Annotated in this window: 13 protein-coding genes and 5 tRNA genes; 11 read left to right on the forward strand and 7 right to left on the reverse strand. The window is 72.8% G+C overall.

Annotated elements, in window-relative coordinates:
* Positions 1 to 387: 387 nt before the first annotated feature.
* Positions 388 to 3,300 (forward strand): glycoside hydrolase family 9 protein, encoded by a 2,913-nt coding sequence (locus tag ACVMYR_RS32535; protein ID WP_457123641.1) that lies wholly within the window; start codon positions 388 to 390, stop codon positions 3,298 to 3,300.
* A gap of 156 nt (positions 3,301 to 3,456) precedes the next feature.
* On the opposite strand, the gene ACVMYR_RS32540 is transcribed toward ACVMYR_RS32535, so the two are convergent.
* Genes ACVMYR_RS32540 through bioB form a run of 3 tightly spaced genes read right to left on the reverse strand, consistent with a single transcriptional unit; the run spans position 3,457 to position 5,167 of the window.
* Positions 3,457 to 3,963, reverse strand: coding sequence for a GNAT family N-acetyltransferase (locus ACVMYR_RS32540; protein WP_393094045.1), 507 nt, complete (start codon positions 3,961 to 3,963; stop codon positions 3,457 to 3,459).
* Between the two features lie 11 nt (positions 3,964 to 3,974).
* Complete coding sequence (bsaP, locus tag ACVMYR_RS32545) at positions 3,975 to 4,175, reverse strand: biotin synthase auxiliary protein BsaP (RefSeq protein ID WP_439709653.1); 201 nt, start codon at positions 4,173 to 4,175, stop codon at positions 3,975 to 3,977.
* Positions 4,172 to 5,167, reverse strand: a complete 996-nt coding sequence (gene bioB / locus ACVMYR_RS32550) for a biotin synthase BioB (protein ID WP_043962583.1) — start codon at positions 5,165 to 5,167, stop codon at positions 4,172 to 4,174. Before bioB ends, bsaP begins: the two co-directional genes overlap by 4 nt.
* 203 nt (positions 5,168 to 5,370) lie before the next feature.
* On the opposite strand from bioB, the gene ACVMYR_RS32555 reads away from it, so the two are divergent.
* On the forward strand, positions 5,371 to 6,507 hold the full coding sequence (locus ACVMYR_RS32555) for an 8-amino-7-oxononanoate synthase (RefSeq protein ID WP_457123645.1): 1,137 nt from the start codon (positions 5,371 to 5,373) through the stop codon (positions 6,505 to 6,507).
* A 61-nt stretch (positions 6,508 to 6,568) separates the two neighbouring features.
* The gene (gene bioD / locus ACVMYR_RS32560) at positions 6,569 to 7,273 is read left to right on the forward strand and encodes a dethiobiotin synthase (RefSeq protein WP_043964245.1); all 705 of its coding nucleotides are present in this window, start codon (positions 6,569 to 6,571) and stop codon (positions 7,271 to 7,273) included.
* Between the two features lie 90 nt (positions 7,274 to 7,363).
* On the opposite strand, the gene ACVMYR_RS32565 is transcribed toward bioD, so the two are convergent.
* Together ACVMYR_RS32565 and ACVMYR_RS32570 are read right to left on the reverse strand one after the other, a co-directional pair.
* A complete protein-coding gene (locus ACVMYR_RS32565; RefSeq protein ID WP_457123642.1) occupies positions 7,364 to 8,524 on the reverse strand; it encodes a cytochrome P450 in 1,161 nt (386 codons plus the stop codon).
* 9 nt (positions 8,525 to 8,533) lie between these two features.
* The gene (locus ACVMYR_RS32570) at positions 8,534 to 9,202 is read right to left on the reverse strand and encodes a class I SAM-dependent methyltransferase (protein WP_043962585.1); all 669 of its coding nucleotides are present in this window, start codon (positions 9,200 to 9,202) and stop codon (positions 8,534 to 8,536) included.
* A gap of 180 nt (positions 9,203 to 9,382) precedes the next feature.
* Between ACVMYR_RS32570 and ACVMYR_RS32575 the strand changes: the two genes are divergently transcribed.
* Together ACVMYR_RS32575 and ACVMYR_RS32580 are read left to right on the forward strand one after the other, a co-directional pair.
* Entirely contained in the window at positions 9,383 to 10,237 is an 855-nt protein-coding gene (locus ACVMYR_RS32575) for a hypothetical protein (RefSeq protein ID WP_396793100.1), read from the forward strand.
* 97 nt (positions 10,238 to 10,334) lie between these two features.
* Complete coding sequence (locus tag ACVMYR_RS32580) at positions 10,335 to 11,495, forward strand: alkane 1-monooxygenase (RefSeq protein ID WP_077936851.1); 1,161 nt, start codon at positions 10,335 to 10,337, stop codon at positions 11,493 to 11,495.
* 111 nt (positions 11,496 to 11,606) lie between these two features.
* Here the strand turns inward: ACVMYR_RS32580 and ACVMYR_RS32585 are convergent, their stop codons facing one another.
* On the reverse strand, positions 11,607 to 12,278 hold the full coding sequence (locus ACVMYR_RS32585; RefSeq protein ID WP_457123643.1) for a TetR/AcrR family transcriptional regulator: 672 nt from the start codon (positions 12,276 to 12,278) through the stop codon (positions 11,607 to 11,609).
* 489 nt (positions 12,279 to 12,767) lie between these two features.
* Here ACVMYR_RS32585 and ACVMYR_RS32590 point away from each other — a divergent pair.
* The 3 genes from ACVMYR_RS32590 to ACVMYR_RS32600 all read left to right on the forward strand — a co-directional run bounded on the left by ACVMYR_RS32590 (position 12,768) and on the right by ACVMYR_RS32600 (position 13,032).
* Positions 12,768 to 12,840, forward strand: a tRNA-Gly gene (locus tag ACVMYR_RS32590).
* A gap of 34 nt (positions 12,841 to 12,874) precedes the next feature.
* Positions 12,875 to 12,945, forward strand: a tRNA-Cys gene (locus ACVMYR_RS32595).
* A gap of 12 nt (positions 12,946 to 12,957) precedes the next feature.
* Positions 12,958 to 13,032 (forward strand) — tRNA-Val (locus tag ACVMYR_RS32600).
* Between the two features lie 204 nt (positions 13,033 to 13,236).
* Here ACVMYR_RS32600 and ACVMYR_RS32605 read toward each other — a convergent pair.
* Positions 13,237 to 13,476: a DUF6458 family protein gene (locus ACVMYR_RS32605; protein ID WP_043962588.1), complete on the reverse strand. Its 240-nt coding sequence runs from the start codon at positions 13,474 to 13,476 to the stop codon at positions 13,237 to 13,239.
* 161 nt (positions 13,477 to 13,637) lie between these two features.
* Between ACVMYR_RS32605 and ACVMYR_RS32610 the strand changes: the two genes are divergently transcribed.
* The 3 genes from ACVMYR_RS32610 to ACVMYR_RS32620 all read left to right on the forward strand — a co-directional run bounded on the left by ACVMYR_RS32610 (position 13,638) and on the right by ACVMYR_RS32620 (position 16,981).
* Positions 13,638 to 13,710: transfer RNA gene (locus ACVMYR_RS32610), tRNA-Gly, on the forward strand.
* Between the two features lie 64 nt (positions 13,711 to 13,774).
* Positions 13,775 to 13,849: transfer RNA gene (locus tag ACVMYR_RS32615), tRNA-Val, on the forward strand.
* A gap of 651 nt (positions 13,850 to 14,500) precedes the next feature.
* Positions 14,501 to 16,981 (forward strand): alpha/beta hydrolase-fold protein, encoded by a 2,481-nt coding sequence (locus ACVMYR_RS32620; RefSeq protein ID WP_457123644.1) that lies wholly within the window; start codon positions 14,501 to 14,503, stop codon positions 16,979 to 16,981.
* Positions 16,982 to 16,996: the final 15 nt, after the last annotated feature.

The following is a 16,996-nucleotide window of genomic DNA, read 5'->3' on the forward strand; positions in this document are numbered from 1 at the left end:
ATCGCCTCGGCGCGTACCGGCGGGGCATCGGATGAATAGCCTGAGCTGGGCGGACGGCGGACCCAATCCCCCCTTCCCGGAGGGGATTACCCGCGCGGGGCGGCGTGTCGGCGTAACGCTTTCGGGCGGCGCGACGCCCCGTTCCGGGTGCGCGACGCCTCGTTCCTCGGTGGAGCGGCGCCGGGGGCGGGTGGCGCGGCGGCGCAGGCTCGTGGCGGCGAGGTCTTCCCAAGTGTGCAATCCGCTGGATACATTGTCGAGCATCCATGGGAGCGCTCCCGCGCCTCCTCGGAGACCCCCACCACCCGCCTCCGCCGGCCCCGACCCCTCAGACGCCGTCCCGCGTCCGGTCGGGGCCGTCGGGCGCCATCCGTCAGGAGCTCGCAGATGCGTCACCCGAACCGGCCGTCCCGGCCGTCGCGCGGCCGACCCTGGCTGCGCCGCCTGCTCGCCGCCGGCGCCGCCCTGGCCAGCGGCCTCGCCATGGGCGTCGTCGCGCCGCAGGCCGCGCCCGTCGCCGCCGCACCCGCCTTCAACTACGCCGAGGCGTTGCAGAAGTCGCTGTTCTTCTACGAGGCGCAGCAGTCCGGCAAGAAGCCGGCCTGGAACCGGGTCTCCTGGCGCGGCGACTCGGCGCTGACCGACGGCTCCGACGTCGGAGTGGACCTCACCGGCGGCTGGTACGACGCCGGCGACCACGTGAAGTTCGGCTTCCCGATGGCGTTCAGCGCCACCATGCTCGCCTGGGGCGCGGTCGAGTACCGCGACGGGTACGTCGCCTCCGGGCAGCTCACCCACCTGCTCAACAACCTGCGCTTCGTCAACGACTACTTCGTCAAGGCGCACCCCGCCCCGAACGTCCTCTACGGACAGGTCGGCAAGGGCGACGACGACCACAAGTGGTGGGGCCCGGCCGAGGTGATGCCGATGGCGCGTCCCGCGTACAAGATCGATGCGAGCTGTGGCGGCGCGGACCTCGCGGGGGAGACGGCGGCGGCGATGGCCGCGTCGTCGATGGTCTTCCGGCCCACCGACGCCGCCTACGCCGACAAGCTGCTGACCCACGCCAAGCAGCTCTACACGTTCGCCGACACGGTGCGTAAGAGCTACCACGAGTGCATCACCGACGCGACGAGCTTCTACAAGTCGTGGAGCGGGTGGCAGGACGAGCTGGTCTGGGGCGCGATCTGGCTCTACCGGGCCACCGGCGACGCCGCCTACCTCACCAAGGCCGAGAGCGAGTACGACAAGCTCGGCACCGAGCCGCAGTCCACCACCCGGTCCTACAAGTGGACGATCGCCTGGGACAACAAGCAGTTCGGCGCGTACGTGCTGCTGGCCAACCTGACCGGCAAGCAGAAGTACGTCGACGACGCCAACCGGTGGCTCGACTACTGGACCGTGGGCGTCAACGGCGCGAAGGTGAACTACTCGCCCGGCGGGATGGCGGTGCTCGACTCGTGGGGCGCGCTGCGCTACGCGTCCAACACCGCGTTCGCCGCGCTGGTCTACAGCGACAAGACCACCGACGCCACCCGCAAGACGCGGTACCACGACTTCGCCGTCCGGCAGATCAACTACGCGCTCGGCGACAACCCGCGCAAGTCCAGCTACCAGATCGGCTTCGGGGCCAACGCGCCGAAGAATCCGCACCACCGCACGGCGCACGGCTCCTGGTGGGACAGCCAGACCGTGCCCACCGAGACCCGGCACGTGCTTTACGGCGCGCTCGTCGGCGGCCCGTCGTCGGCCAACGACGCCTACACCGACAGCCGGTCCGACTACGTGATGAACGAGGTCGCCACCGACTACAACGCCGGCTTCACCTCCGCCCTGGCCCGGCTCTCCTCCGAGTACGGCGGCACCCCGCTCGCCGGCTTCCCCACCGCCGAGACGCCGGACATCGACGAGCTGACCGTCGAGACCACGGTGATGCAGGCCGAGCCCCGCGCCACCGGCCTCAAGGCGATCGTCTACAACAAGTCCGCGTTCCCGGCCCGGGCGCTGACCAACGGGAAGTTCCGCTACTACTTCCGCCCCGAGGGCAGCACCGCCGTCCAGGTCACCCCCGGCTACACCCAGGGCTGCCCGTCGCCGTCGGCGGCCAAGCAGCTCAGCGGCGACATCTGGTACGTCGAGGTCGACTGCACCGGGTACACCATCGCCCCCGCCGGGCAGTCGCAGCACCGGATGGAGGTGCAGTTCAAGATCGGCGTGCCGGAGGGCGGCACCTGGGACCCGACCAACGACCCGTCCTACCAGGCGACGGCCGGGCCGAACAAGAAGGTCCCGCTCTACGCCGGCAGCACCCTCGTCTGGGGCGCGGAGCCCACCTCGACGCCCACCGACACCACCCCGCCCACCGTTCCCGGCGCCCCGACGGTCTCCGCGATCAGCCCCACCTCGGTCACGCTGACCTGGCCCGCGTCCACCGACACCGGGGGCAGCGGCCTGGCCGGCTACGACGTCACCCAGGAGATGATCGGCAGCGACGCGCTCATGCTGCACCGCACCACCACCAACAGCGTGACCGTGGCCAACCTCACGGCCGCCCGCAACTACCGGTTCTGGGTACGCGCCCGCGACGGCGCCGGTAACAACTCGCTGTCCTCGCCGACGCTGCCGGTGGCCACGCCGGCCGGGACCGGGTCGGACACCACCGGGCCGAGCGCGCCCGGCACCCCGACCGCGTCCAACATCACCTCGACCGGGGTCACCCTGTCCTGGTCGCCGTCGACCGACAACGTCGGCGTCGTCGGCTACCAGGTCTGGAAGGTCACCTGGCCGCTGCACTCCGTCGTCGCCACGGTCACCGGCACCAGCCACACGGTGACGGGGCTGACCCCGGACACGTCGTACCCGTTCTACATCGTCGCGGTGGACGCCGCCGGGAACCCGTCGGTGGTGTCGCCCAGCATCTCGGTGCGCACGCTCCCCGGTACCGACCCGACCCCGACCCCGACCCCGACGACCCCGGCGGGGGCCTGCAAGGTCGCGTACACGACCAGCGACTGGAGCACCGGCTTCAGCGCGAACATCACCATCACCAACACCGGCGCGACGGCGCTCAACGGCTGGAGCCTCGCGTTCACGTTCCCGAACGCCGGGCAGAAGGTCACCCAGGGCTGGTCGGCCAACTTCACCCAGACCGGCACCGCCGTGACCGCGTCGAACGCCGCCTACAACGCGGCGCTCGCGCCGGGCGCGTCGACCACGCTGGGCTTCAACGGCACCCACACCGGCGCCAACCCGAAGCCCACCGCCTTCACCCTGAACGGCTCCGCCTGCACGCTGGGCTGACGCCGTCCTGCTGAATCTTGGACGGTTACCGTCTCCTGTGGACGGTAACCGTCCAAGATTTCTGCGTGGGGGATGCCTCTCGGACCAGACCTTGGACAGTTGCCGTCAGCGCGGAACGACAACGGTCCAGGATCTCGTCCGGTGCGGGGGGTGCGGTCAGTCCGCCAGGTCCTCGGCGAGCAGGTCCATCAGCAGGCCGTCGTGCCAGCGGCCGTCCTCGCCGCGCTCGTAGCGGCGCAGCACCCCGACCGGGCGGAAGCCGACCTTCGCGTACGCCCGGATCGCGGCGGTGTTCGCCGCCGCCGGGTCGATGGTGAGCCGGTGGTGGCCGTGGACGTCGATCAGGTGCCGGGCCAGGGTGCGGATCGCGTCGCCGCCCAGCCCCGCGCCGCGTACCGCGGGGTCGAGGAAGACGTCCAGGCTGGCGTGCCGGTAGTCGGGGTCGTCGTCGGCATACCACTGGATGGCCCCGACGACCCGGCCGTCGTGCTCGACGGCGTACACCGTGAGGTCGTCGTCGCCTAGGTCGGCGCGGACAGCCTCGGTCAGGTCGTCGCCGCCGCGCCACCAGCGGCGCACCTCCGGGGTGGCCCGGATCGCCGCGAGGGCCGGCACGTCGTCGGCCGTCACCGGTCGCAGCGTGACCGCCCTGCCCCGCAGCACCCGCACCGGCGTCAACCCCGCAGCTCGCCGTGCTCGACGCAGACCGCCGCCCAGCCCACCGGCAGCACCTGCACCTTCATCCGGCGGCGGCAGCGCGCGCAGAACCGGGGCGGCTCCAGCTCGCGCGCCGCCCGGCACGCCGCGTGGCCACCACCGTCGGCCGGCTCCCCGCACCGGTCGCACCACACGGCCATCGTCGAGGCCCCCGTCACAGCGTCGCGGAGAGCGCCTTGACCGGCATCTTCAACTCGGTCAGCAGCGCCAGGTCGTCGGTCGCCGGCCGGCCCAGCGTGGTCAGGTAGTTGCCGACGATGACCGCGTTGATGCCGCCGAGCAGGCCGTCGCGGGTGCCCAGGTCGCCGAGGGTGATCTCCCGGCCGCCGGCGTACCGGAGGATGGTGCGCGGCATGGCCAGCCGGAACGCGGCGATGGCCCGCAGCGCGTCCTTGCCCTCGACCACCGGGCGGTCGCCCAGCGGGGTGCCCGGCCGGGGGTTGAGGAAGTTCAGCGGCACCTCGTGCGGGTCCAGCTCGGCCAGCTGCGCCGCGAACTCGGCCCGCTGCTCCACGGTCTCGCCGAGGCCGAGGATGCCGCCGCAGCAGACCTCCATGCCGGACTCGCGGACCATCCGCAGCGTCTCCCAGCGCTCCTCCCACGAGTGCGTGGTGACCACGTTGGGGAAGTAGGAGCGGCAGGTCTCCAGGTTGTGGTTGTAGCGGTGCACGCCCATGTCGACCAGCTCGTCGACCTGCTCCTGGCTGAGCATGCCGAGCGACGCGGCGACCTGGATGTCGACCTCGGCCCGGATCGCGGCGACGCCCTCGCGCATCTGCTTCATCAGCCGGGCGTCGGGGCCGCGCACGGCGGCGACGATGCAGAACTCGGTGGCCCCGGTCGCCGCCGTCTGCTTCGCCGCCTCTACCAGGGAGGGGATGTCCAGCCAGACCGAGCGGACCGGCGAGGCGAACAGCCCGGACTGCGAGCAGAAGTGGCAGTCCTCCGGGCAGCCGCCGGTCTTCAGCGACACGATGCCCTCGACCTCGACCTCCGGCCCGCACCAGCGCATCCGCACCTCGTGGGCCAGCTGGAGGGCGGCCGGGAGGTGCTCGTCGGGCAGGTTCAGCACCGCGAGGACGCCGGCCTGGTCGAGGCCGACGCCGTTCTCCAGCACCTGGTTGCGGGCCTGGTCGAGGATCTCTGGCATGGCTCGTACCCTACAAGGCGCCCGGCGGCGAAGAAACGCCCGAGCGCGCGGCCCGAGCGCGGCCCGAGCCCTCGCACCCGAGCGCGGGCCGGCCCCCCGCGCCCGACCGGCGGCGGCACCGCGCGCCGGCCCGCGCCACGCCGTGGCGCGGCCGACTGGTGGTAACTTCGCCCGGCGGAGACGGCGGGGAGGGGAGCGTGGCGGTGGCGGACTGGCTGGCGGCGCTGCACCGCCGTGCCGAGCTGCGGGCGAAGGCGGGGCTGACCCGCCGGCTGCGGCCCCGCGCCGCCGGCGACGCCGTGGTCGACCTGGCCGGCAACGACTACCTCGGCCTGGCCGCCCACCCCGAGGTCACGGCCGCGGCCGGGCGGGCCCTTTCGGCGTACGGGCTGGGCGCGACCGGTTCCCGGCTGGTGCGCGGCTCCACCGACGCCCACCACGGGCTGGAGGCGGCACTCGCCGACTGGCTCGGCGTCGACGGCAGCCTCGTCTTCTCCTCCGGCTACCTGGCCAATCTCGGCGCGATCCGGGCGCTGACGCAGCCGCGTACCCTGCTCGTCTCCGACGCGCACAACCACGCCTCGCTGATCGACGGCTGCCGCATCTCCGGCGCGGAGACCGTGGTGACCCCGCACGCCGACCCGGCGGCGGTCGCCGCCGCGCTGGCCGCCGCGCCGGGCCGGCCCGCGGTGGTGGTCACCGAGTCGGTCTTCTCCGTCGACGGCGACCTCGCGCCGCTGGCCGAGCTGCACGCCGTGGCCCGCCGGCACGGCGCGCTGCTGCTCGTCGACGACGCGCACGCGCTCGGCGTGCTGGGCCCCGCCGGGGCGGGCGGGGTGGCCGCCGCCGGGCTGGCCGGCGAGCCGGACGTGCTGGTCACCGCTACCCTCTCCAAGGCGCTCGGCGGCGCGGGGGGCGTGGTCGCCGGCCCGGCCGAGTTCGTCCGGCACCTGGTCGAGACCGGCCGGACCTTCATCTTCGACACCGCCCTGCCGCCCGCCGTCGCCGCCGGGGTGCGCGCCGCGCTCGACCTGGCCCGCGCCGGCGACGACCTGCGCGCCGAGCTGGCCGAGCGGACCGCGCTGGCCGTACGCCGGCTGCGCGCCGCCGGGCTGGAGGTCTCCGCGCCGGACGCCGCCGTGGTCTCGGTGACCGCGCCGGGCCCCGAGGCGGCCATCACCTGGGCCGCCGACTGCGCCGACCGGGGGGTGGCCGTGGGCTGCTTCCGCCCGCCGTCGACGCCGGACAGCCGGTCCCGGCTGCGACTGACCGTCAACGCCGGGGTGGCCCGGGCGGACTTCGGGCGGGCCCTCGACGTGATCGTGGAATGCGCCCCGTGACCGGCGCGGGCGCGGGCGGACGGGCGGAGGTGACGCCGTGAGCGCGGCGTGGACCGGGCCGGTGCTGATCACCGGCACCGACACGGGGGTCGGCAAGACGGTGGTGACCGCGGCGGTGACGGCCGCGGCCCAGGCGGCCGGGCTGCGGGTCGCCGTGGTCAAACCCGGGCAGACCGGCACGGCCACCGGCGACCCGGGCGACGTCGACACGGTGACCCGGCTGGCCGCCCCGCTCACCGGCCGCACCCTGGCCAGCTATCCCGACCCGCTCGCCCCGCTGGCGGCGGCCCGGGTGGCCCAGCTGGAGCCGCTGGAGCTGTACGCCGCCGTCGACGCGATCCGCGAGGAGGCCGACAAGCACGACCTCGTGCTGGTCGAGGGGGCCGGCGGGCTGCTCGTGCCGATGGGGCTGCGCCCCTCCGGCGAGGCGTGGACGCTGGCCGACCTGGCGGTGTCGCTCGGCGCTCCCGCCGTGGTGGTGGCCCGTGCCGGCCTCGGCACCCTCAACCACACCGCGCTCACCCTGGAGGCCCTCGACCGGCGCGCGGTGCCGGCCGGCGTGGTGATCGGCGCGTGGCCGGCCGAGCCGGAGCTGGTGCACTGGGCGAACCTGACCGAGCTGGTGCCGCACCTGATCGGCGCGTTGCCGGCGGGCGCCGGGGCGATGGACCCGGGGGTCTTCCGCCGGTCCGCGTCGGGCTGGCTCACCCCCGCCCTGTACGGGGTGCTCGACGACTGGCGGGCCTGGGCCGAGGACGCCGGCTGACCGCCCGCGAGCAAGGAAGGGCCCCCTCTTAACGCATACGGTATAGAAGGGTTCCCTTCTCTACCCCAGGCGTTAACAAGGGGCCCTTCCTTACCGGGCGACCACGAAGGCGTCGGGCATCCGGAAGGTGAGGTTGTCCGGGCACCACGGCGGACGGAGCACGCGTACGCCGTCGAGCAGCGGCGCGGCCTCGGCGACGACCACGGCGGCCTCCAGCCGGGCGAGCTGCGCGCCGACGCAGCGGTGCGCGCCCGCCCCGAACGCGAGGTGCCGGCGCGAGCCGGGCTGCCCGGGGCGGAACTCGTCGGGGGCGGCCACCACCTGCGGGTCGCGGCCGGCGCGGGCCAGCCACAGCACGACGCTGGTGCCCGCCGCGACGACCGTGCCGCCGAGCGTGGTGTCGACGGCGGCGACCCGCCGCCAGGTGACGATCGGCGGTTCCAGCCGCAGCCCCTCCTCGACCACGTCGGCGACGTCGATCGTGCCGGCGCGCAGCCCGGCGCGTACCGCCGGCTCGGCGGTGAGCCGGTGCAGCAGCAGGGTGAGGAACTGCGAGGTGGTCTCCTGGCCGGCGACGAGCAGGAAGAACAGCGCGCCGACGACCACGTCGGGGGAGTGCCCGGCGGCGCGCAGCCGGGCCGCGAGCCCGCCGCCGGTGGCGGCGAACGCCCGCAGCACCCGGTGGAACCGGCCCACCTCGGCGGCGAGGGCGGCCTGCCGGTCGGCGTCGAGCGGGGCCCAGAACAGCTCCAGGGCCGCGCGGGCGAACTCCTTCACCGCGCCGACCGGCGCGTCGGGCAGCTCGACGAGCCGGGCCAGCACGAGCAGCGGCAGGTCCGCGGCCAGGCCGGCATGCAGATCGACGGGTACGCCCGCGTCCAGCTCCGCCCGCAGCCGGGCGACCCGGTCGCGGACGAGGTCGGTGAGCCAGGGCCGCTGGGCGGCGACCCGGGCCGGGTGCAGGGCGTCGGCGACGATGCCCCGGATCTGCGGGTGGCTGACCCCGCCGTTGTTGGCCAGGGTCGGCGGCAGCCGGAACCGGTGCCCGGCGAGCACCCGCAGGGCGGCCACCGGGATCGGGGTGACCGCGTCGAGGGCGTTGTCGGGCCGGAAGGTCACCGGGTCGGCGAGCACCCGCCGCACCAGCGCGTGCCGGGTCACCACCAGGTGCGCCGCGCCCACGTGGTCGGTCACGGTCGCGATGTCGGGCCACGGCCCGTCGACGGCGTCGCCCCAGCCCCGGAACAGCACCGGGTCAACCTAGCGGGCGGCCCCCGGCGGCGCGGGGTCCAGTTCCCACACGGTGGTGTGCTTCACCCGGACGCTCTCCAGGGCCTCGGGCACCGGCACGTCGTAGCCGGCCAGCTCGCGGAACCGCTCGCGGGGCAGGAACGCCCGGCCCGGGTCGCCGACCAGCACCCGCGCGCCGGAGCGGGCGGCCCGCAGCAGGAAGCGCAGCATCCGCCGGGCCATCGCCTCGCTGTAGAAGACGTCCCCGGCGAGCACCACCTCGGCGTCGCCGGCGTCGCCGTCGAGGACGTCGCCGAGCGCGGCGTCGACGCGTACCCCGTTGGCCTCGGCGTTGAGCGCGACCGCCGCCACCGCGCGTTCGTCGACCTCGGCGGCGCGCACGGCCGCCGCGCCCGCGCGGGCGGCGGCGATGGCGACCAGGCCGGAGCCGGAGGCCAGGTCGAGCACCCGGCGGCCGGCGACGACCTCGGGGTGGTCGGTGACGTACCGGGCGAGCGCCTGCCCGCCGGCCCAGGCGAACGCCCAGAACGGCGGCGGCTGCGAGCTGCGGAACTCGCCCTCGGTGAGTTCCCACAACCCGATCGGCTCGTCAGCCTGGTGCAGGCGGACCTCGGGGACGAAGGCCACCGGGGCGAGCCGCGCGTGCAGCCTCACGAAGGCCGCGGAGAGATCGGACACGCCACCGATTGTCCCTGCCCGGCGATCCCGGGCGTGTCGCGGGTGGACGGTCACCGGTTCACCACTGTCGGTGAGATGACCCCCCGGGCTTCGCGGTACGTGCGAACACGCCCGTCTACCCGGTTGTCCGGTTCGCCCATAGCGTTGCCGGATGGATGGATCCGACGGGAGGCGAGGGCGGTGGTGACGGTGGTGCGGTACGCGCTAAGGGTCGGGGTGGTGCTGGCCTGCCTGTCCGGAGCGGGGGTCGGCGTCGCCGCGCCGGCTCGGGCGGCGGCGGCCGGGTTCGCCACCGAGCTGAGCGGCCTGCCGACGGAGTTCACGGCGGGCGACGGGGTGCAGACGGTCTCGGCGGTGGTGTCGCGCCGCGACGGCGGCTGCGTGAAGGTCCGCTGGTCGATGGTGCTCACCGTGCAGGGGCTGCGGCTGGACCAGGTGAAGATGGACCGGATCGAGGAGACCGGGCTGTTCCCCCTCGAGATCCGGACGCAGGGCAGCACGGCCCGGCTGACCGACCGGCAGCTCGACCCGGGCACGCTCTGCCCGGGCCGTACGGTGACCGCCCGCTACCGGGTGGCCTTCGCCGAGGACGTCAGCCGGGGACGGGTGACGCTGGCCGCCGAGGCGTACGACGCGCAGTCGCGGCTGCTGGCGCGGCAGGCGGCGACCCGGGAGGTGATCGGGACGGAGGTCGAGGCGACCCCGACCGCGGCCCCGACGGACGAGTCGTCGGCGGACCCGACGGACGAGCCGCTGGAGCCGGCCGGGGTGGACGACGAGGTCGAGCCGAGCGAGGAGGTGGTGGCCGAGGTGCCGCCGGCCGCGTCGGGCGGGCGTCCCGTGTCGTCGTCGGGCGGCTTCGGGGTGGTGCAGGCGGCGTTCCTGCTCGGCGCGCTGCTGCTGTCGCTCGGGGTGGGGCTGCTGCTGCGCCTGCGGCAGCTGACGAAGACGGCCGAGGCCGGCGAGCCGGCCGTCGGGCTGGACTTCGAGCGGGCCGCCCCGCCGCAGCGGGGGTGGGGGCTGCTCCGCCGCTGACGCGGCTCCGCCGCTTCGCTTTACAAAACTTCGACTCTTGTAAAACGCCGTGACGCGTGCCACAGTCAGGGCGTACCCGAGAGATCGGAGACCGGCGATGACCGCTGGCGCGCCCGCGACCGCACCGCCCGCCGCCTGGCGCGACCCGCGCCGGCCGCTCTGGCCGCTCGCCCTGCTGGTGCCGGCGCTGCCCTTCGCCTCGTGGCTGGCCTGGCGGGGCGGCGCCGGCTCGTGGGCGTGGTGGCTCGCGCCGGTGGTGGTCTTCGGGGTGATCCCGGTCGTCGACCTGCTCGTCGGCGACGACCGGCGCAACCCGCCGGAGGAGGCGGTGCCGCGCCTGGCCCGCGACGGCTACTACCGCTGGCTGACCTACCTCTACCTGCCCGCCCAGTACGCCGGCCTGGTGCTCGGCTGCGCCGTGTGGGCCTCGGGTGGGCTGCGCCCGCTCGGCGCGGCCGGGCTGGTCGCCACCCTCGCCGTGGTCGACGGCATCGCCATCAACACGGCCCACGAGCTGGGGCACAAGCGGGAGAAGCTGGAACGCTGGCTGTCGAAGGTGGCCCTCGCGCCGACCGGCTACGGGCACTTCCACGTCGAGCACAACCGGGGCCACCACGTCCGGGTCGCCACCCCGGCCGACCCGGCCAGCTCCCGGCTCGGCGAGAGCTTCTACGCCTTCTGGCCGCGCACCGTCGCCGGCAGCCTGCGCTCGGCGTGGCGGCTGGAGGCGGGCCGGTTCCGCGTCCGGGGGCGCAGCCCGTGGACGTACCGCAACGAGATCCTCACCGCGTGGGCCATGACGCTGGTGCTGTTCGCCGCCCTGACCGCCGCGTACGGGCCGCAGGTGCTGCCGTTCCTGCTGCTCCAGGCCGTGTTCGGCTTCTCCCTGCTGGAGGTGGTCAACTACCTGGAGCACTACGGGCTGGCCCGGCGGCGCAACCCCGCCGGCCGCTACGAGAAGGTGGACGCGCGGCACAGCTGGAACAGCGACCGGACCGTCACCAACGTCTTCCTGTTCCAGCTCCAGCGGCACAGCGACCACCACGCCAACCCGCTGCGCCGCTACCAGACGCTGCGCAGCTTCGACTGCTCGCCACAACTGCCCGCCGGGTACGCCACGATGGTCGTGGCCGCCCTCGTGCCGCCCGTGTGGCGGCGGGTGATGGACCACCGGGTGCTTGCCCACTACGGCGGGGACCTGGAGCTGGCCAACGTCCACCCGCCGGCGCGGGCCCGCCTGCGCCGGCTGGCCGGCTGATCCGGGTCGTGTGTCGGCCTGCGCCGGGCCGGTCAGCTCACGGCGTCGGGTGAGGCCGGGTCGGTCGGGTTGTGGCGTCGGCGGGTCGGTCGGCTCGTGGCGTCGGGCCGGTCAGCTCACGGCGTCGGGCTGGGGTTGGGGCTGCGGGGCCCGGCGGGAGCGGTCCTGCGCGGGGGCGGACCAGTCGAGCTGGGCCGGCTCCAGGCCGAGCTCGCGGGCGGCGGCCAGGCGGATCCACTCGGCGAACTGGCGGCGCGAGATCACCCGGTCGTGCACGGCGAACTGCACGGCGAGCCCGTCCATCATGGCGTTGATCCGCCACGCCGCGCCCGCCGGGTCGGCGCACTCGAACACGCCCTCGCGCACCCCGTCGGCGATCACCGCGGCGAGATCCTCCCGCCAGCGCAGGTCGAGCCGGCGGGACACCTTCTCCAGCTCCGGGACGCGCAGCGACTCCGACCACCCGTCGATCCACATGGACCACGAGGTCGGTCGGCCGGACGGGGCGTAGAGCTTGAGCATCCGCCGGAGCTTGACCAGGGGCGAGGCGGCGGACCGGACCACGGCGTCGAGCCGGGCGAGATCCTGCTCCGCCGCGTAGGCGAAGGCCTGGGAGAGGAGTCGCTCCTTGGTGGCGAAGTGGTAGAAGACCAGCGCCTGGCTGACCCCTGCCGCCTGGGCCACGTCGGCCGTGCGGGTGTTGGCCAAGCCCCGTTCCGCGATCACGTCACAGGCCGTGCGCAAGAGGGCATCCAGGCGGATCTCGGCGGCACGTCTCGTCACGTCGCTACCGTAACCTATCCGTTCGTGCACAAACAGTGACCGCCCCGGCGGATTCGATCCCCCGAGTCGGAAGTAAGACACTTTCCTCGTCCTTGTCGGCCATGTCCGCTCCTGTCGTGGGGCGTCCTGTCCAGTCTCCTAGGAAGCCTGCGGGGTGTGTGGCGCGCCGCCACGTGGGCGACCACGCGGGCTGGCCTCGACGGTGCCGGGGCCTCGACGGTGTCGGCGACGCGGCGGAAGGCGTGCCGCCGTGTCGCCGACATGGGGCCTTCCCCGCCCGGGGATGCCGCCATGTCGGCGACATGGCGACGCGGTCACCCCTCGCATGGCCCGAGCGGGCCGGTCGAGCGGCCGGTGGGGCGGGGGAGGCGGGCGGCCGGTCGGGCGGGGCGGCGGCCTGGGCGGACGCGCCCGGCGGCCCCCCGATTTGGCAACCGCTCGCGGGCTCGGCTAAAGTTCTCATCCGTCACCGGGAAACGCCGGGGGCGTGCGGACGTAGCGCAGCTGGTAGCGCATCACCTTGCCAAGGTGAGGGTCGCGGGTTCGAATCCCGTCGTCCGCTCGGATCTGCCGCCACGCATGTCGGGGGCAACCTCGGTGGAGTGGCCGAGAGGCGAGGCAACGGCCTGCAAAGCCGTGTACACGGGTTCAAATCCCGTCTCCACCTCGCAGTTGACGAGGGCGATTGGCGCAGTGGGAGCGCGCTTCCTTGACACGGAAGAGGTCACTGGTTCAAACCCAGTATCGCCCACCACGGGTAACGGCCCGGCACCACACAGGTGCCGGGCCGTTTCGCCGTCCGGGGTCGTCCTGGCCGTGGCGCCCCACTCATCCGATGCCCCGCCCGGTGTCCGCACGCGCAGGCGACAGTGACGTGCCGGCCACCAAAAGGCGGTGGCCGGCACGGATCCGTGCCGCCCCCGAACCGTTCAGCTCCGTCGGCCCGGGGGAGAGCTGCCTACAGCGGCGGGGCGACGTCCCGGCGCTCCTCGACGCGGCGGTACTCGACCGGCTCGGTGGTGGTGACCACCTCGCGACGGCGGCCCCAGACCAGCGTGGTCATGACGAGGCCGAGCGCCCCGGCGGCCATCAGGATCCAGCCGACGACGTCCAGGTCGACGCCGCCGACGGTGGCGTCCATGGCGAACGTGAGGATCGCGCCGACCGCGATCAGGAAGATGCTCGTACCGATACCCACGACAGCCTCCTTCGGGGGATGCAGTGTGCCGTCGAGGTGGACAAGTACCCCGTCGGTGAGCTGCGTAATCGGCGGCGCGCGCCGCGCACCCGAGGGGCGTTTGTTCCGCGATCTTGCCATCGGGTACAGTTCACCCGGTCGCCGGCGAACGCTGGCGGCACGCGGACGTAGCGCAGCTGGTAGCGCATCACCTTGCCAAGGTGAGGGTCGCGGGTTCGAATCCCGTCGTCCGCTCGCGATCCGCCCCGTGGGGCTGACCGCAGCCGGGGTCGGCTTCTCACGCCGGGCCGGCGAGCGCGGGCGATTGGCGCAGTGGGAGCGCGCTTCCTTGACACGGAAGAGGTCACTGGTTCAAACCCAGTATCGCCCACCATCCATGTGTGCTGCGCAGAAGGTCCGTTACCGGTCATCCGGTAACGGACTTTGGTGTTTCTGCTCCTTGCGTTGCGAGCGGGTTGGGAGCGCGTGATCGTTCAGCTTTCCGCGCGGGCTGGTTCGCGGTGTGGGCGGGGGCGGGGGCGGGGGTCGGGCCCCAGGGGCGTTGAACGGCGGGCGGGCGCAGACTCGGCATCGACCTTCCTCAATGATCAAGCGGCTGACCTGCTGAAATTGTCGCTCCCGTAGTTCCGTGGGATTGGTGTGGACCGCATTCCCGCGGAGTGGATCAACTCACGGACGTCAATAACATCGAACGGCATGAAACTGCAGCTCAACAGGCGTCAACTGCCTTGAAGTGGCGCCCTGCCATGGTGGCTTTGCGGGATGGCCTCTTTGTCGTCGGAGAAGCTCGGGCGGTGTCGAGTGCAGGGTTCACCACGAGATCATGGAGGCAAGAAGAGGTATCTTGCCATTCGCTCTACACCGGTGTAGGAAATGTAGTGCCGCTGGTGTGGATGTGGGCCGTCGTGGCTGCCGGGAAGATCTCGGTAGTCGATCTCGATGGTGAGGCGCGTGCCTTCGATGCGGCAGGCCTTGACGCTCTGAGAGGAGCAGCAACGCGATGTCACACAGCAGTGGCCCCCGAATGACCAGCCTTGTCGCAGCCGCGGCTTTGGTGGTGTCAGCCATCGCGGCCGCCCCGCCGGCTGCCGCGACCGACACGTGGCATTCGCACGACGACGTCTATCACTACTTCAAGGTGCCGCAGTCGCAGGTCATCAGCATCGTCGGCGGCACGCCGACGGCCCTCGAGCTGGAGGCGAACATTGGCCCGAGCGGCACCTGGTCGGCGCTCGCGCTCGACCCGAGTGGCTCGGACTACGCCGCGAACGTCGGTCCGCTGGAGCCCGGGCTGTACTACTACCAGTACACCGCGACCATGCAGGACAGGTCGAAGGTGTCCTTCCGCCAGCCGGGCAGCCCGGTGGCGGTGACGTCGAAGCCGAACTGGAACACCTTCTTCGTGCCGGGTGAGTCGGTCGAGTGGATGGACGACATCGCCGCGGGCGGGACGGTGGAGGAACTGTCCTACCCGAGCGCGACGGCGGCGCAGCGCCGCACCGCCCTGGTGTGGACGCCGCCCGGCTACGACGCCGCCCGGGCCGAGGCGTACCCGGTCCTGTACCTGCTGAGCAGCGAGGGCCAGACCGCTCGTGAGTGGCTGGAACTTGGCCGGGCGAAGCAGATCCTCGACAACCTGGTCGCAGGCAGGGACGCCAAGCCGATGGTGGTCGTGATGGCCGACGCCAATTCCGCCGACCCCCGCGCCGAGCTGCTCAACGCCATCGTCCCCGCAGCGCGGGCCGGCTACAACGTCTCGTCTCGGCCCCAGAGCCAGGCGCTGGCCGGTGTCGCCACGAGTGCCGAGCAGGCGATGCGCATCCTCCGCAGCGATCCCGGCGCGTTCGCCTACGTCGGCTCCTTCTCTGGCTCCGTCGACGGCTCGATCACCAAGGCGGAGGCCAAAGCGATCAACAAGGGCACCGAGCTGCTCCGGGTATACGTCGGCAACACGCTCGACCTGTCCTACAACGACAACTACGACCTGCTGGTGGACCTGAAGAAGTCCGGAGTGAGGTTCGAGTTCGACGGCGTCAACCCCGACGACGGCGCCACCTGGGACGCGTGGCGGGAGAACCTGCGAGACTTCGCCGCTCGGCTCTTCGGACAGAAGGTCGTCTCCCACGGCGCCAGCAAGGGGCACCGTGCGCTGACCCGGCCGTACGCGCCCCCTCCGGCCGGGTCGATCACGACCCCGCACATCGACCCGCACGGCATCGTCACGTTCGAGACCGGCACCCAGTGGGCTGGCGCCAAGGACGTCACGATCTGGGGTAACTGGGCCCCGAACGGCCAGTGGTTCCGGATCCCGATGGACAAGCAGCCCGACGGTCGCTGGCGCAGCACGATCGGGCCGCTCGACGGCTACCACTACTACCGGTACGTGGTCGACGGCGTTGACAAGAAGGACCCCGCCGACACCGTCAACACCCATGTGATGGAGTCGCAGCTTTTCGTGCCGGGCAAGTCCGACGCGATGCTGGCCGACGTCCCCGAAGGCAGGGGCGGCACGGTCTCGCTGATGACCTACGACGGAGGCCAGGGCGCAGAGCGCTACGCGTACGTCTGGACGCCGCCCGGCTACGATGCCGACCGCGCAGCTGCCTACCCGGTGCTCTACCTGTACCACGGCGGGGGCCAGAACTACGGCAGCTGGATCGAGACCGGGCGTGCCAGACAGATCCTCGACAACCATTACCTCAACGGGACAATGGTGCCGATGGTCGTGGTCATGCCCGACCAGAATGGCGTCGACTTCTGGACCGACCTCAGCCAGCACGTGATGCCAACCGCGGCGGAGAAGTACAACATCTCGACTGATTCGGATGAGCAGGCGCTCGCCGGTCTGTCGTGGGGAGCCATGAACACCCTCGGCACGTGGCTCAACCACCCGGGCGAGTTCGCCTACATCGGTGCCTTTTCCGGGGGCCTGCTCTCCTACCCCACCGTCGATGCCCGGGCGGTCAACGAAAGCACCAGGCTGGCAAGGCTGTACTCCGGTGACGTCGACTTCACGTACTCGTTCACGCAGGAGGCAATGCAGTGGCTGACCTCCCAGGGCATCGAGTACGAATACGCCGGCACCTGGGTCGGACCGCATGGCTTCGACATCTGGATGGCGAATCTGATCGACTTCGTGCCGCGGCTTTTCGCGCCTGAGTACCGGTTCGGCGGGGTGCGGCCACCGCTGGCCGGCGACGGCTCCGACGTCGTCGAAGCCGGACGCCCCGTGCCGGTCAGGTTCGCCTTGACCGACGCAGACGGCGGGACGGTCACCGACGCGGAGCCGCGCATCTACCTCGTGAAGAAGACCGACGGCGTGGCCGGCAACCGCGTTCCGGCCGCACCTGTCCGGAAGGGGGCGGACAACACCGCACGCTACAGCGCCGCAAGAGACGAGTACGTCTTCCACTGGGACACCACCGGGCTCGCCCGGGGCGCCTACGAGCTGCAGATCGACCTGGTCCGCGGCTCCGTGCACACCATCGCCCTGACCATCGGCTGACCTCGCGTCACGCGG

This window comes from Micromonospora sp. PTRAS2 (assembly GCF_054052245.1).

What these genes read in the sequence shown, in the direction of transcription:
- ACVMYR_RS32620 (WP_457123644.1), top strand. Translation starts at nt 14,501, where the DNA reads ATGACCAGCCTTGTCGCAGCCGCGGCTTTGGTGGTGTCAGCCATCGCG.
- ACVMYR_RS32535 (WP_457123641.1), top strand. Translation starts at nt 388, where the DNA reads ATGCGTCACCCGAACCGGCCGTCCCGGCCGTCGCGCGGCCGACCCTGG.
- ACVMYR_RS32580 (WP_077936851.1), top strand. Translation starts at nt 10,335, where the DNA reads ATGACCGCTGGCGCGCCCGCGACCGCACCGCCCGCCGCCTGGCGCGAC.
- bioB (WP_043962583.1), bottom strand. Translation starts at nt 5,167, where the DNA reads ATGCCAGAGATCCTCGACCAGGCCCGCAACCAGGTGCTGGAGAACGGC.